This is a genomic window from Aneurinibacillus terranovensis DSM 18919, assembly GCF_000430625.1.
Lineage (GTDB): Bacteria > Bacillota > Bacilli > Aneurinibacillales > Aneurinibacillaceae > Aneurinibacillus_B > Aneurinibacillus_B terranovensis.
Window position 1 is genome coordinate 18,724 of record NZ_AUMJ01000064.1, and the last position, 13,823, is coordinate 32,546.

The window sequence follows — 13,823 nt, forward strand, 5'->3', positions numbered from 1 at the left end:
TAGAGAAAGAGAAAAGGGAAAACTTCCCTCTATACGGATGAGAAAGGATTGCCGCTAATGAGTTCATTTACCTTTGTCCACGCTGCGGATTTGCATTTGGATACGCCGTTTGTCGGAATGCACCGGCTGCCTGATCCGATTAGGAAAACGGTTCGGGAATCTACGTTTATGGCGTTTGACCATTTAATAGAGTTATGTATTAACGAAAAAGCGGACTTTCTAGTTATTGCAGGGGATGTTTATGACGCAGCTGACCGCAGCCTGCGCGCCCAGTTGTATTTTAAAGCAGGCATGGAACGCTTGGCGACCCATGGTATTTTTGTTTATGTCGTTCACGGAAATCACGACCCGGATGATGGGCAGCAGGCGAGGTTGAACTGGCCGGAACATGTTGTTTTCTTTCCAGCCGGTGAAGTGGCTTCCGCCGTTTTTTGCAAGGATGGGATGGAGGCGGCACGTATTTACGGCATTAGTTATCCGAGTGCCCGTATCGAAGACAATTACGCCTCACGCTTTAAACGGGCGGATGAGCTCTATGCGATTGGACTTTTACATACCAATGTCGACGGAAATGAAGGGCATGCCAATTACGCGCCATGCGCGAAGCAGGATCTGGTGTCGAGCGGTTTCGATTACTGGGCGCTGGGCCATGTCCATACACGAGCCGTTCTCCATGAAGCATCCCCATCGATTGTATACCCGGGAAATATCCAGGGACGCAGCGTTCGCGAAACGGGGGAGCGCGGCTGTTATGTCGTTCGCGTAACCGGTAAGCAAACAGACCTCACGTTTCGCTCGCTGGAGGCCGTCCGCTGGCAGGAGACTTCACTCGATGCGGGCGGATGTGAAAGCGAACAGGAACTGATGGACCGGCTGGAGCTACACAAACAAACAATACGGGAGGCAGCAGGAGGAAAACCTGTACTGGTTCGCCTCCTGCTGACAGGACAGACGTCCCTTCACACCTTTCTTAAAAACAATGACCGTCTTGCAGAACTGAGGGAAATTGTAAATCAAGGGGAAGAGCAAAGAAGCGACTTTGTTTTTGTCGATTCCGTTATCCGGCAGACGTCCATGCCCATTGACCGGGAGAGATTAGTGCAGGAGGATGATTTGCTTGGTGACTATTTACGCATGGCCCGGGCAATAGGGGATGATGATGAGAAATGGCAGCAGCTTTATTCCGGTGCACTAACCGGCCTCCTGGAACATTATCAGGTAAAAAAGCATATGACGCTTACGGACAGTGAAGTAAAGGATTGGATAAAAGAAGCAGAGGACCTGGCGATTGACTTGCTGGCCGTGACAAAGGGGGATACGGATGAAAATTAAATCACTATATGTAAAAGGGTTCGGCACGCTGCGTGATTATACGATTCCCGAACTTTCTCCGGGCATTACTGTATTCGAAGGACGGAATGAGGCGGGGAAAACCACGCTAATGTCATTTATACGCGCCATCCTGTTCGGATTTGCCGGTCGTGCCAAACATACGGTATATGATCGATATGAACCTGTTAACGGTGGCCAGCACGGCGGCTCCCTCACGCTTGTTGACGAGTCGGGGCAGGAATATGTCATTGAACGGGCAGGTTCGGGCAAGGGGCGAGTTACCGTTTATTTACCGGACGGGAGACAGGAAGGGGAATTGTATTTACAAGAGATGCTCGGCGGCATTTCCCCGATGTTGTTTCGAAACATATTTGCCTTTAGCCTAACAGAAATTCAACAGCTCGAATTTATGGACAGCGATGAAGTCAGCGGATATATTTACAGCGCCGGGATGGGCGCGTCCGTTATTCAGGCCGAGAAGAAGCTTGATGATAGGATGAATGGTTTATTTAAAAAAAATGGACAGACGCCGATTATCAATGCGCTGCTGCGCCGGATAAAAGAAACGGAAAGCGAGATTGCCCGCCTGAAAAATCTGGCCCAGGGTTATAATCAGATGAGCCGTCAGTGCGAACAGTTTACCGAACGAATTCGCACGGAAGAAACAGAGCTGGACGATTTGCGGCAGCAAATCTCATGGCTGGAACTCGTACAAAAGGCAAGAGAAGAGGCGGGAAGGGTGAGGGCGCTTCAGCTTGAACTGGAAGATTTACCTGAGATTGACACCTTTCCGGCGAACGGGATTTCCCGACTGGAGGCGCTTCAGGCCCAGTTGCGGGAGGTCGAACTAACGAGTCGTACGCTGCAGGAGAAAAAACAAAGGCTGCTGGATGAAAAGGACTCGTTATCCAGTCAGGAGAACGTGCTTGCCTATCAAACACAGATTAATCGTCTTATCGAACAGGCGGGCACTTATCTGGACCGCCGGCAGGCTTTGGCCGAAAACAGCGTCCGTCTTGCACAGTTGCGAGAGGAGTTGACGAAAAGACTGGAGCAGCTTGGCAGTGAATGGACAGAGGAGAAGATCTTGCGGTTTGACCTGTCGATCCCCCGCCGTGAAGAGGTGCGAGCGTTCCGTGACCGCCTCCGTACGTTAGAGATGAGGGTCAATGCACTCAGCCAGGAAATGGAGCACCTTAAGCGCGACTTCGATAACCAATTTACGGAACTTGAGGCACTCCCCGCCGAACTTCCGGCTTCGCTTGAACAGAAATGGCAAAAATTAACCCGGAGAGAGGCTGCTTTACGGGAAGTGCGAGAACTTTCTGCCAGGATGCAGCTTATTGCCAACAAACAGGAGCATACGAAAGAGCGGATCAACGATCTCCTCGCTCAAGCGGACGCCATGGACGCGATGCAAAGCGAGAAAAACAGTGAATCACCCCGCTGGCTGATCGTTGTTTTTTTCCTTGTCGGGCTAGTTCTTTCCGCTATCGTATGGTACTTGAATCCTCCGGCCGGGATGGCCGCAGTCTTTATCGTTTTGCTGGCAGTCGGGATATGGTTCTCTATGCAGCAAAAAGCCGGGTCTTCCAACCGGCATACACAGCGGGTAAGGGATGAGCGGGCGCGCATCCAAACGAAAATAAACCAGCTTAAAACGATGATGGATACTTATAAACATGAGGAGGAAGAGCTCCGTGGGCAGGCGGGGGAACATGCCCGGATACTGGGTTTGCCGGGTGGTGGTCAAATATCGCCCGACATGCTCCTCCGGCTGGAACTTGAAATCGCTGCGGAGTATAAGCAATTCGACAGCTCCCGGCAGCTGATGGAAAAAAGAAAGGATAAAGAAAAAAACGCTCACATCATTCAGCAGCAGTTGGAAGAAGTAACGCAGCTGGCGAATGAAAAAAATCGGGAGTTGGCAGCAGAGCATGCGGCCTGGATGAAATGGCTGGAGGAACGGGGGCTAGCGACTTCTTTATCGGCAGAAGGTGTGCTTGATATGTTTCGGCTGGTTGAATCGGGGCGGGACACCTTACAGCAGATTCGCTCGCTATTAGCGGCCCGAACGTTGCATGAGCAAGAAATGGAGAGTTTTGAAAAGGAAATTATCGGAATATGCAGCAGTATCCAAACACCACATCCGCCATCGTCGGATGTGGTGAGGAAGCTTCGTGAACTGAAAAAAAGGCTTGAACAATCCTTAATGGATACGGCCCGCTCCGCACAGCTGGAGGGGGAAATCACCCGGATTCTGGAAGATATTCGTTCGGCTGAAGCCCACCGGTTGGCTTTCTGTGAAGAAATGGAGCATCTATTGAACAAAGGGGGAGCCGGTGAAGAAGAGACGTTTCGCTTGCGGAGCGCCCAGTTTGACCGCCGCCGTGCCATTAAGGAAGAAATCAGGCGTATGGATACGTCGCTCCTTCTCCTGGCAGGGACGGAGGAACGAAAAAAACAGCTGGAACAGGATGTTTTCCGGATAAATGACGCAGAGGCGAATGAACGGCTTGCACAGCTTGCCGGAACAATCAGGCAGCGGCAGGAAAAAATCAATGAGTGGCGGGATCAAGTGGGCCGCCTGCGTCAGCAGTTGATATCACTTGAAAAGGAAGGGTCACTTGCGGAGCGCCTGCAAGACTATGAAGAACTGCTGACCGAACTTCGTGATCATGCCCGCGTCTGGGGGGTTCACGCGATCACCCGCCATTTGCTGAAGCAGGCGCGTGAACGCTATGAACGGGAACGGCAGCCAGGCGTTCTCCGCAGCGCTTCCCGTTATTTTGAACATATCACGGAAGGTACATACAAAACTGTTATGGCTCCGTTTGGAGAACGCAGACTGCTCGTGGAACGTCATGACGGGGAAAGAATTGAACCGGGGTATTTAAGCAGAGGAACAAAAGAACAGCTTTACCTTTCCGTCCGCTTTGCCCTGGCAGGTGAATATGCGCGAAAGTGCTCCCTTCCCATCATCATGGATGATATTTTCGTAAACTTTGATTTGCCCCGCCTGCGCACTACAATAGAAACGCTGGAAGTGGTCGCCGAGACCCACCAGATTCTGCTGTTTACCTGCCATCCACACGTCACAGCGGCCTTCCCGGGAAAGCATACGGTCATTCGTATGGGGGAACCAGAGGTATAGAAAAGGGGGAAGACCATGATCATTCATCGCGGCGGCTGGGTTCATCGATTCCTACAAACGCTTGCCAATCGGTTAAAAATCATAGAAAAAGAAAAGGATATGCTCCAGGCTGCACTCGATCACGCGTATAACGGGGTCGTGATTGTTGATGAAGCTGGATATGTATTGATGGCCAACGAATTGTATGCCAATTTTTTAGGCACAACGATAGATGGATTGGTTGGAAAGCATGTAACGGAAGTCATTGAAAATACACGTATGCATATTGTTGGGCGGACGGGTGTGCCGGAAATCGCGCAGATGCAGAAAATTAACGGACATACGATGATTGCCAACCGGATTCCTGTATTCAATCAAGGCAAAGTTGTTGCGGTAGTGGGAACGGTGATATTTAAAGAAGTCGATGATTTATTTGAATTGACGGCGCGTTTTGAAAAATTAAAAAAAGAACTTGAATATTATAAAGGAGAGTTAAATAAACGCCTTCACGCCAAGTATTCGTTTGATACCATCCTCGGCAACAGCAAGGAGTTAGAACATGTGAAAACACTTGCCCGTCGGGTTGCCAAAAATGATACGACCATCCTATTAAAAGGGGAGAGCGGGACCGGCAAAGAATTATTTGCTCATGCGATCCACCGCGACAGCAGCCGGAGCTTTGGGCCGTTGATTAAAGTAAATTGTTCAGCCATTCCGGAATCGTTATTTGAATCGGAACTGTTTGGCTATAAGGAAGGGGCGTTTACCGGCGCGAAAAAGTCCGGCAAAAAGGGGAAGTTCGCTTCGGCCCATAATGGTACGCTGTTTCTTGATGAAATTAGTGAAATGCCTCTCATGATGCAGGCCAAGCTGCTTAGGGTGCTGCAAGAAAAAGAAATCGAACCAATTGGATCGGAAACACCGGAACCAGTCGATGTGCGGATCATCGCGGCAACGAATAAAGATTTGAAGACACTCGTGGACGAGGGGAAATTCCGGCATGATCTATACTACCGCCTGAATGTGGTGATGCTTGAAATTCCGCCTCTCAGAGAAAGGGTAGCGGATATTCCGCTCCTTATCTCCTATTTTCTTAAAAAACTTGAGAAGGAAACCGGGATACCGGTGGAAGGGATTGATAGAGAAGCGGAAGAACTGCTCGTTGCGTATTCGTGGCCCGGCAACATTCGTGAACTGCGGAATGTTCTTGAGCGGGCGCTATACGTTAAAAACGGGAGCATGATTCGCAAACACGACCTTCCTCACAGCATTACGGAAAGCAGGGTGGACAGCGAACCATTCGAACACCGGTACAAACATCAATTGACCCTGAAATATGCCGTGGAACAGGTGGAGGAGGAAATGATTCGGCGCGCGCTCAAAGAAGAGAGAGGAAACAAGCTTGCTGCTGCCAGACGGTTGGGCATCAGCAAATCGACACTCTACGAAAAAATTGCCCGTTACGAGATTTCTGAACAAGACTAAAGGAGCTCACCGGGGGCGCTGCCTCCAAAATAAATAGCAACGCATTTTATCAATAACGGACTTTTGTCAAATATCCGGATTTTCGGAAAATTTTCCGATTGTTTGGAAACTCCCCCTGTTATTTTGGCTTTCCGCAGACGTTTATCTTACAGAACAAGCATAAATAGTACCGTTCAATCGGTTGATTTCATGCTATTTGTTAGAAAATCGTGAAATTAACTGACCTATTTGGCATGCAAATTGCTTGAAAGGTTAATGAGGGAGCCAAAAAAACTTTTCGTTAAGGGGGTTCGACTGAATGGAAGTCGTCATTATTTTACTGGCTTTGTTTTTTCTCATGTTTGTCGCGTACCGCGGGTTTAGCGTGATTTTATTTGCTCCGATTGCCGCGCTGTTTGCCGTACTGCTAACCAATCCGTCTCACGTGCTTCCTTTTTTCTCAGGCGTGTTTATGGATAAGATGGTCGGATTCGTAAAATCCTACTTTCCGGTGTTTTTATTAGGCGCAATTTTTGGTAAAGTAATAGAGATGTCGGGTTTTGCCAAATCGATCACCAACGCGGTTATTCGAGTCATCGGTCCCAGCCGGGCGATCCTTGCTATCGTACTGGTGGGAGCTATCCTTACGTATGGCGGTGTCTCCCTGTTCGTTGTCGCGTTCGCTGTGTATCCGTTTGCGGCGGAACTGTTTAAAGCGGCGGATATCCCTAAAAGACTGATTCCAGGGGCCATTGCGCTCGGTGCTTTTACGTTTACGATGGACGCATTTCCCGGAACACCTCAGATTCAAAATATTATTCCAACCACATTTTTTAAAACAGATACGTGGGCGGCACCATGGCTTGGCTTTCTTGGGGGGCTTTTTGTCCTCATCATCGGTCTTATCTATTTAGAATACCGGAGAAAGAAAGCGTTTGCAGCTGGAGAAGGATACGGCACCGGACACATAAATGAACCGGATCTCGTCGAAACAGAGCGTCTTCCGAACGCGTTTATTTCCATTCTGCCGCTGATTGTTGTAGGCGTTTTCAATAAAATTTTTACCGGCTTGATTCCTAAAGCTTATGATAAAACGTTTAATTTCGAGGCCATCGGAATTAAAAAGATAGCAGCCGTCGATATTTCGAAAGAAGCCGCCGTATGGGCTGTTGAATGTGCGCTGCTGCTCGGCATTCTAACCGTTTTCCTGTTTGCGTTTAGAAGTATCAAACAAAATTTCACAAAAGGAATCAATATGTCTATTGGCGGCGCCCTGCTCGCCACATTGAATACGGCCTCCGAATACGGATTTGGCGGAGTGATTGCTTTATTACCCGGTTTTAAAGTGGTGAATGGCGTGATGTCCCACGCGATTACGAACCCGCTCGTTAACGAAGCCGTAACGACCACGACGCTGGCTGGTATCACGGGTTCGGCTTCCGGAGGAATGAGCATTGCGCTGGCGGCGATGGGCCAGAAGTATATGGAACAGGCAGAGAAAGTAGGAATCGATCCCCAGGTGCTGCATCGTGTCGCAGCTATGGCTTCGGGAGGGATGGATACATTGCCGCATAACGGAGCGGTTATCACTCTTCTTGCGGTCACCGGGCTTACACATAAGCAATCGTATCTCGATATTTTTGCGATGACTGTGATTAAAACGCTCGCTGTATTTTTCATTATTGCATTGTACTATGTATTCGGCATCGTTTAATCCATCGTTTTTGCAAGCGGTTACAGTAGGTTAATAGTCCTTATAAAAACAGGGTGAGGAGTGAAATGAATGAGTGTCTATTCAACAATTACGGATGTCCTTGAGGGAATAGAGGACGGGGCAACCCTTATGGTGGGTGGATTTGGACTTGTCGGTATCCCGGAAAAACTGATTTTAGGATTGCGGGAAAAAGGGGTAAAAAACCTGACGATCATCTCCAACAACTGTGGAGTGGATGACTGGGGGCTTGGTCTCTTGCTCCAGAATAAGCAAATTAAAAAAATGATATCGTCTTATGTTGGTGAGAATAAGGAGTTTGAGCGCCAGTTCCTCTCCGGTGAACTGGAAGTCGAGCTTGTTCCCCAGGGGACGCTTGCAGAGCGAATTCGTGCGGGCGGGGCGGGCATACCGGCTTTTTACACACCCGCCGGCGTGGGAACTCCGCTCGCCGAGGGGCGTGAAACCCGTGTGTTTAACGGCAAAGAATACTTGCTGGAAACGGGCTTGGTGGCCGATTTCGCCCTGATAAAAGCCTGGAAGGGCGATACTTTAGGCAATCTTATTTACTACAGGACAGCGCGAAACTTTAATCCTATGATGGCTGCCGCGGGTAAAGTAACCATTGCGGAAGTGGAGGAGATCGTGCAGCCCGGTGAGCTGGATCCGGATTCCATTCATACGCCAAGCATTTATGTGCAGCGAATTATCCAGTGTGATAACTACGAAAAACGTGTGGAACGCAAAACGGTCCGGGGATAACGGAAAGGAGGAAAAAAACATGGCATTAACACGCGAACAGATTGCTAAGCGCGCAGCGCAGGAAATCGAAAATGGTTTCTATGTAAATTTAGGGATTGGAATTCCAACCCTGGTCGCAAACTATATTCCTGCCGACAAGCATGTTGTTCTCCAGTCTGAGAACGGTCTGCTCGGCATCGGGCCTTATCCGACGGAGAATGAGGTGGATCCGGAGTGCATCAATGCCGGAAAGGAAACCATTACGATGATCCCTGGCGCCAGCATCTTCAGCAGTGCGGAATCGTTTGGGATGATTCGCGGCGGACACATCGATCTTGCCATTCTCGGAGGCATGGAAGTTTCGGCGAGCGGGGATCTGGCGAACTGGATGATTCCGGGCAAAATGGTCAAAGGCATGGGCGGAGCGATGGACCTTGTGCATGGAGCCAAACGGATCATTGTGATTATGGAGCACTGCAACAAGCACGGCGAGCCGAAGATTCTCAGAGAATGCACCCTGCCGCTCACAGGTAAAGGGGTGGTAAACCGAATCATTACGGATCGCGCCGTAATCGATGTAACAGATAAAGGGCTTCTCCTGGTTGAAGTCGTACCGGGTTATACGATTGACGATATCAGGAATTGCACCGAGCCTGAATTGATTATTTCTCCAGCGTTAGTGGAAAATGAATAAAGAGAGCATGGCGTAAGGTAGGAGGGGTTGTATAATGGGTAACCTCGTAAAAGAGAAAGTCGTTTTTATTACAGGAGCTGCGAGCGGCATCGGGCTGGAAATTGCCCGCGAATTTGCCAAGGAAGGGGCCAGCGTTGCCTTAAGTGATTTGCATAAGCAAGCGGCGGAAGAGGCCGCGGCCGCTCTCCTGTCCGAGGGGCACGAAACGATTGGGCTCGGCTGTGATGTCGCTCAAGAAGCGGAGCTGACAGCTGCGCTGGATCAAACTGTCGACAAATTTGGCCGCCTGGATGTGGTCATTAATAATGCCGGGCTGCAGTTTGTTTCTCCGCTCGAAGAGTTTCCAACGGAAAAGTTCGAACAGCTTGTGAAAGTGATGCTGACGGCCCCGTTTATCGCAATTAAACATGTTTTTCCATTGATGAAGAAGCAGAAATTCGGGCGGATTATCAATATGGCATCCATTAACGGGCTGGTCGGCTTTGCGGGAAAAGCCGCGTATAACTCCGCAAAGCATGGGGTCATCGGCCTAACGAAGGTGGCAGCACTAGAGGGGGCGGGCTACGGCATCACCGTGAATGCGCTGTGCCCGGGCTATGTGGATACGCCGCTTGTCCAAAATCAGCTCGGCGATTTGGCGAAAACGAGAAATGTACCGCTCGAAAAAGTGCTCGAAGAGGTGATATATCCGCTCGTACCGCAGAAACGTTTGCTGACGGTACAGGAAATTGCCGATTATGCGCTGTTTATTGCCAGCGATAAAGCCGCGAGCATAACCGGCCAGGCGCTTGTTATTGATGGAGGCTATACCGCCCAGTAACGAATAGAAAAAACGGATGTGTTCACCTGTGTATTTGGCGAGTGCATCCGTTTTTTGTCGTTAAGGAAAGTTTAAGTTCGTTAAAGTGTTAACGTAGATAATCTTTCTTCTAAAAATATGTAGCCAAGTATTCGACTAAAATCGCCGATTTTTTGGAACAGCTTAATAATTGGCAGGAAGCTCCTATCATTTATGGGTTAGTAAAAATGGGCGTACCGCCAGACGTTGCAGCTGAAATTGCAAAAACGATAGTATTGATTGCAGGTCTCTAATATTCTGACCATGGTTATAAAACTCAAACTCTATATTGAAAGGTCAAACTTCTTTGGCCTTTCTTTATTCTTTTGAATACTAAAAATAAAACAAAAGGATTGTTTACATGAATACCTTCTGGATATCCCTTATTATTGTGTTTTTTGCGATCATGTGGCTTGTTAATTTGATTATAAATAAGGATGAAGAGCAGGAAGAACGTCCGAGATTACTTGTAAAACTTTGGCTTGTCCCTCTTCTTTCATTACTTATATTTTTCCCAATCTTGGCTGGAACAGCCATTTATTATTCAGTGGTAAAAGGAACCAGTTCCCTTTTCCCCAACTTTCTACACTTTGCAGGGGAAGGAAGTATCCTTACTACAAGCGTGTGGATTTTGATAGCGCTTCTCCTATGTGAGTTTGTTTTGCATCCTGTTATCTATGGGGTAGGACAATACATCTTTGGCCCAGGGTCCAGTCGTTTTCTGCAATTTGCTACTATCCTTATTGATGCTTGCTTTATTTATCTCATCATGGTTTTAATGCCCGGCGTAAAAATTCAAGGTTTTTTTACGGCTTTTATCATATCTTTATGCTTATTCACTTTGAATGTAGTTATTGAAGATGGAACAGCACTTTTTAAAAAGATACGTAGAAAGGGGTAAGGACTACTGAATCGTAAAAAACCTTAGCCCGGTTAATTTCCGAACTAAGGCATTTACCAGAGTGAAGAGGACATTATTTCCTATTGTTTTCTTAGACGTTTTTTCGCTGACTACGCCGATTGAGGTTCTTTTCCAAGCCAGGCGACCACGATAGCGGCAATCGACGTGACAAAGAAGAACATGGTAAAAATCGACGTAAAACCAACGTGCATTCCAATAAGCATACCCACCAGATATGGGGCAATAATCCCGGCAATTCGCCCGAATCCTGCTGCCCATCCGGTTCCGGTTGCCCGAAACTCGCTCGGATATTGCTCGGCCGTATAGGCGTATGTTGCTCCCCATGCGCCAAGGTTGAAGAAGGAAAGGAAGGCCCCTGTTAAAAGCAGCATAGCCACGCTGTTGGAAAATCCAAAGAGCAGAGAGAAGACGGCCGAGCACGCGGTAAACGTAACGAGCGTCTTCTTCTTCCCCCAGTTTTCTACCAGATGCGCGGCAGCAAAATACCCTGGAATTTGAATGACGGTCATAAAGAGAACATATTGAAAACTCTTAATTAACGTGAATCCTTTTAGTACCAAAATGGAGGGTATCCATAAAAACATGCCATAGTATGAGAAAACAGAAGTAAACCACAGCAACCATAGCACGAATGACGTGCGGCGATAGTCACGTGACCAGATCTGTTTGATCTTTTTTCCAATAGTCGGTTGATTTTCTATACGAAAAACAGGTGTTTCCGGTAAAGCGCGGCGCAGATAGAGTGCGTACAGAGCAGGGACGGCTCCTATACAAAGGCCGATGCGCCAGCCGAAATGAGGGATAATAAAATAAGAAATAACTGCAGCTACAAGCGCTCCAACCGCGTAGAAACTCTCCAGCCACACGACCCATTTTGCTCGTTCTTTTTGTGGTGAAGCTTCTAATACGTAGGTAGTGACAACCGGCAGCTCACCCCCAAGGCCGAACCCTACAAAAAACCTTAGAACAAAAAACATTCCAAGTGTGGTAACTAGTGCATTTAATCCTGTTGCTATACTATAGATGAGCAGCGTGACCACGAATAAATTCTTCCGTCCGTACCTATCCGCCCAGAGCCCTGCAATGGCGGCACCGAGCGCCATTCCGATAAAGTTGATCGTGCCGACAAGCCCCTGCTGCACCGGTGTTAATCCCCATTCTCCTTTCAGGGCGGCGAGCACGAAAGACAGAATGCTTAAATCCATGGAGTCAAACAACAGTCCGATTCCCGATAAACCGAGAAGCTTGAGCGCGCCATCATGTCCTTTTTTCATTTTATTTTCACCCTCTCATGTTCTTGCTATTACACTGTATTCGTATCAGGGCAAATGTGCTTATGATGGTGCCGGGGAGTTTTTTTACATTCATTTTCACGCGGTTTTCTTGTAAAATATAATAGGGTAAGTACAGGTTGCGAGAGGAGAAGGTGGGGTGGCTGAAAAAAACGAAAAGATACAAAACTCGGCACTGCAGGCCGCATACATACATGAGGAGTTAATCAAGGCGCTGGAAAAGAATTCAGAGCTGGTGGCTGCGATCTCAGATACAGCGACGGGTGTCACCATCTCCAATCCCCGCCTCCCGGATAATCCGGTTATTTATGCGAATCAGGGGTTTGTGACGTTAACTGGATACTCCCTGGATGAGGTTCTGCACCGCAACTGCCGTTTTCTGCAGGGGGAGGGGACGGATAAGCAGACAATCAAAGAAATCGAAGCCGCGATTCAAAGCCATAAACCTATTTCTGTTGAACTGCTTAACTATCGAAAAGATGGCACTCCCTTTTGGAACGAACTCTCGATTACACCGGTTTTCGATGAGGCAGGCGAAATTCTTTACTTCGTCGGATTGCAGCAGGATGTAACAAGGCGAAAACGAGCCGAACAGCAGCTACAGAACGAGATAACGTTTGCCAAGCGCATACAACAAAGTGTGCTGACTCCGCCCATCCACAGGGAACGGATTATGATTGACGCGGCGTATATTCCTTCCGAGCAGCTGGCGGGGGACATGTATGGCTGGTACGAAATTGATGAGAATCGATATGGTATTCTTCTGTTGGATGTTGTTGGTCACGGAATTGGTGCTTCCCTGATAAGTATGTCGATTTGTTCCCTGCTGCACGGCCTGATTACCCGCCTTATCGACCCGATAAAGGTGGCCAGGGAGTTAAACCGGCATATGCGCAATTTATACCGCGAAGAAGCACAAATCATTCCTAACTATTTTACGGCGCTTTACGCTGTTATCGACCTGAAAAAGAAAGAAATCGAATACGTGAATGCCGGACATCCGCCGGGGATTATTCTGACAGCAGGCGGGAGGGCAGAAAAGCTGGTAGAGGGGACGATCCCGCTCGGCCTGCTTTCGTCCATTAATATAAAAAAAGGCAGATTCACGTATCGCGGGATGGATGCGGTGGAGCCGTTGCGCCTGATTCTGTACACGGACGGACTCGTTGAAAAAGAAGGGAAATCCACCGATGAAACGATTGCAAAACTAATCGCTTTTCTGAGGGACCACAGGCATGCCGATAATGGAGCGCTTATTGAACGGGTCGTTGCAGAATTTAATCAACAATCCGATACATCGGACGATATTTGCCTGATTTCGGCTACCATCTATCCTTGAGGTGATCTCCTTTGAACCTCTCATGGCTAAAGCCACGAGATTCTTGGGTAGTCCGCTCTACTGAGCAGAATTAGTACATGATGTACCACCAAGCTATCCCCGCAGTTCCTGCGGTTACTGCGATTATGCAGATAGTAGTCTTTTGCCTTCGGCAAGAATATTCAAACTTGCGTTTACATCCCTGTCCCATTCACTATGACAAGAAGGACACTTCCATTGTCGCAAGTTAAGATCTTTAACCTCTTTGTTTTGGTATCCACAACACGAACAGAGCTGAGAGGAAGCAAAGGTTTTACCTACGGCAACGACAGTACGTCCATACCACTTTGCTTTGTATTCAAGCATCGTTCTGAATTG

At 48.2% G+C, this 13,823-nt stretch carries 11 protein-coding genes; 9 read left to right on the forward strand and 2 right to left on the reverse strand.

What is annotated here, in order from left to right; all coding sequences use genetic code 11:
- The first annotated feature begins 57 nt into the window (after positions 1-57).
- The 8 genes from H525_RS0112265 (at position 58) to H525_RS0112300 (ending at position 10,814) form a co-directional block, all read left to right on the forward strand.
- Positions 58-1,332: a metallophosphoesterase family protein gene (locus tag H525_RS0112265; RefSeq protein WP_027416463.1), complete on the forward strand. Its 1,275-nt coding sequence runs from the start codon at positions 58-60 to the stop codon at positions 1,330-1,332.
- A complete protein-coding gene (locus H525_RS0112270; RefSeq protein ID WP_027416464.1) occupies positions 1,322-4,486 on the forward strand; it encodes an ATP-binding protein in 3,165 nt (1,054 codons plus the stop codon). Before H525_RS0112265 ends, H525_RS0112270 begins: the two co-directional genes overlap by 11 nt.
- Before the next feature lie 15 nt (positions 4,487-4,501).
- Complete coding sequence (locus H525_RS0112275) at positions 4,502-5,950, forward strand: sigma-54 interaction domain-containing protein (protein ID WP_081413376.1); 1,449 nt, start codon at positions 4,502-4,504, stop codon at positions 5,948-5,950.
- A gap of 298 nt (positions 5,951-6,248) precedes the next feature.
- Positions 6,249-7,643 (forward strand): GntP family permease, encoded by a 1,395-nt coding sequence (locus tag H525_RS0112280; protein WP_027416466.1) that lies wholly within the window; start codon positions 6,249-6,251, stop codon positions 7,641-7,643.
- Positions 7,644-7,712: 69 nt separating this feature from the next.
- Positions 7,713-8,402 (forward strand): CoA transferase subunit A, encoded by a 690-nt coding sequence (locus tag H525_RS0112285; protein WP_027416467.1) that lies wholly within the window; start codon positions 7,713-7,715, stop codon positions 8,400-8,402.
- A gap of 19 nt (positions 8,403-8,421) precedes the next feature.
- Entirely contained in the window at positions 8,422-9,075 is a 654-nt protein-coding gene (locus H525_RS0112290) for a CoA transferase subunit B (protein WP_027416468.1), read from the forward strand.
- A gap of 34 nt (positions 9,076-9,109) precedes the next feature.
- The gene (locus H525_RS0112295; RefSeq protein ID WP_027416469.1) at positions 9,110-9,895 is read left to right on the forward strand and encodes a 3-hydroxybutyrate dehydrogenase; all 786 of its coding nucleotides are present in this window, start codon (positions 9,110-9,112) and stop codon (positions 9,893-9,895) included.
- A gap of 379 nt (positions 9,896-10,274) precedes the next feature.
- Positions 10,275-10,814: a hypothetical protein gene (locus H525_RS0112300; protein WP_027416470.1), complete on the forward strand. Its 540-nt coding sequence runs from the start codon at positions 10,275-10,277 to the stop codon at positions 10,812-10,814.
- Positions 10,815-10,924: 110 nt separating this feature from the next.
- Here the strand turns inward: H525_RS0112300 and H525_RS0112305 are convergent, their stop codons facing one another.
- Positions 10,925-12,109, reverse strand: a complete 1,185-nt coding sequence (locus tag H525_RS0112305; protein WP_027416471.1) for an MFS transporter — start codon at positions 12,107-12,109, stop codon at positions 10,925-10,927.
- 157 nt (positions 12,110-12,266) lie between these two features.
- Here H525_RS0112305 and H525_RS23850 point away from each other — a divergent pair, with 157 nt between their 5' ends.
- Positions 12,267-13,466: a PP2C family protein-serine/threonine phosphatase gene (locus H525_RS23850; protein ID WP_051330998.1), complete on the forward strand. Its 1,200-nt coding sequence runs from the start codon at positions 12,267-12,269 to the stop codon at positions 13,464-13,466.
- A 123-nt stretch (positions 13,467-13,589) separates the two neighbouring features.
- On the opposite strand, the gene H525_RS26365 is transcribed toward H525_RS23850, so the two are convergent.
- A partial coding sequence (locus tag H525_RS26365) for a zinc ribbon domain-containing protein (RefSeq protein WP_081413378.1) occupies positions 13,590-13,823 on the reverse strand: 234 nt, incomplete at its 5' end.

Bases quoted from the DNA above. Each gene is read 5' to 3' on its own strand.
- H525_RS0112265 (WP_027416463.1), top strand. From the start codon at position 58: ATGAGTTCATTTACCTTTGTCCACGCTGCGGATTTGCATTTGGATACG.
- H525_RS0112270 (WP_027416464.1), top strand. From the start codon at position 1,322: ATGAAAATTAAATCACTATATGTAAAAGGGTTCGGCACGCTGCGTGAT.
- H525_RS0112275 (WP_081413376.1), top strand. From the start codon at position 4,502: ATGATCATTCATCGCGGCGGCTGGGTTCATCGATTCCTACAAACGCTT.
- H525_RS0112280 (WP_027416466.1), top strand. From the start codon at position 6,249: ATGGAAGTCGTCATTATTTTACTGGCTTTGTTTTTTCTCATGTTTGTC.
- H525_RS0112285 (WP_027416467.1), top strand. From the start codon at position 7,713: ATGAGTGTCTATTCAACAATTACGGATGTCCTTGAGGGAATAGAGGAC.
- H525_RS0112290 (WP_027416468.1), top strand. From the start codon at position 8,422: ATGGCATTAACACGCGAACAGATTGCTAAGCGCGCAGCGCAGGAAATC.
- H525_RS0112295 (WP_027416469.1), top strand. From the start codon at position 9,110: ATGGGTAACCTCGTAAAAGAGAAAGTCGTTTTTATTACAGGAGCTGCG.
- H525_RS0112300 (WP_027416470.1), top strand. From the start codon at position 10,275: ATGAATACCTTCTGGATATCCCTTATTATTGTGTTTTTTGCGATCATG.
- H525_RS0112305 (WP_027416471.1), bottom strand. From the start codon at position 12,109: ATGAAAAAAGGACATGATGGCGCGCTCAAGCTTCTCGGTTTATCGGGA.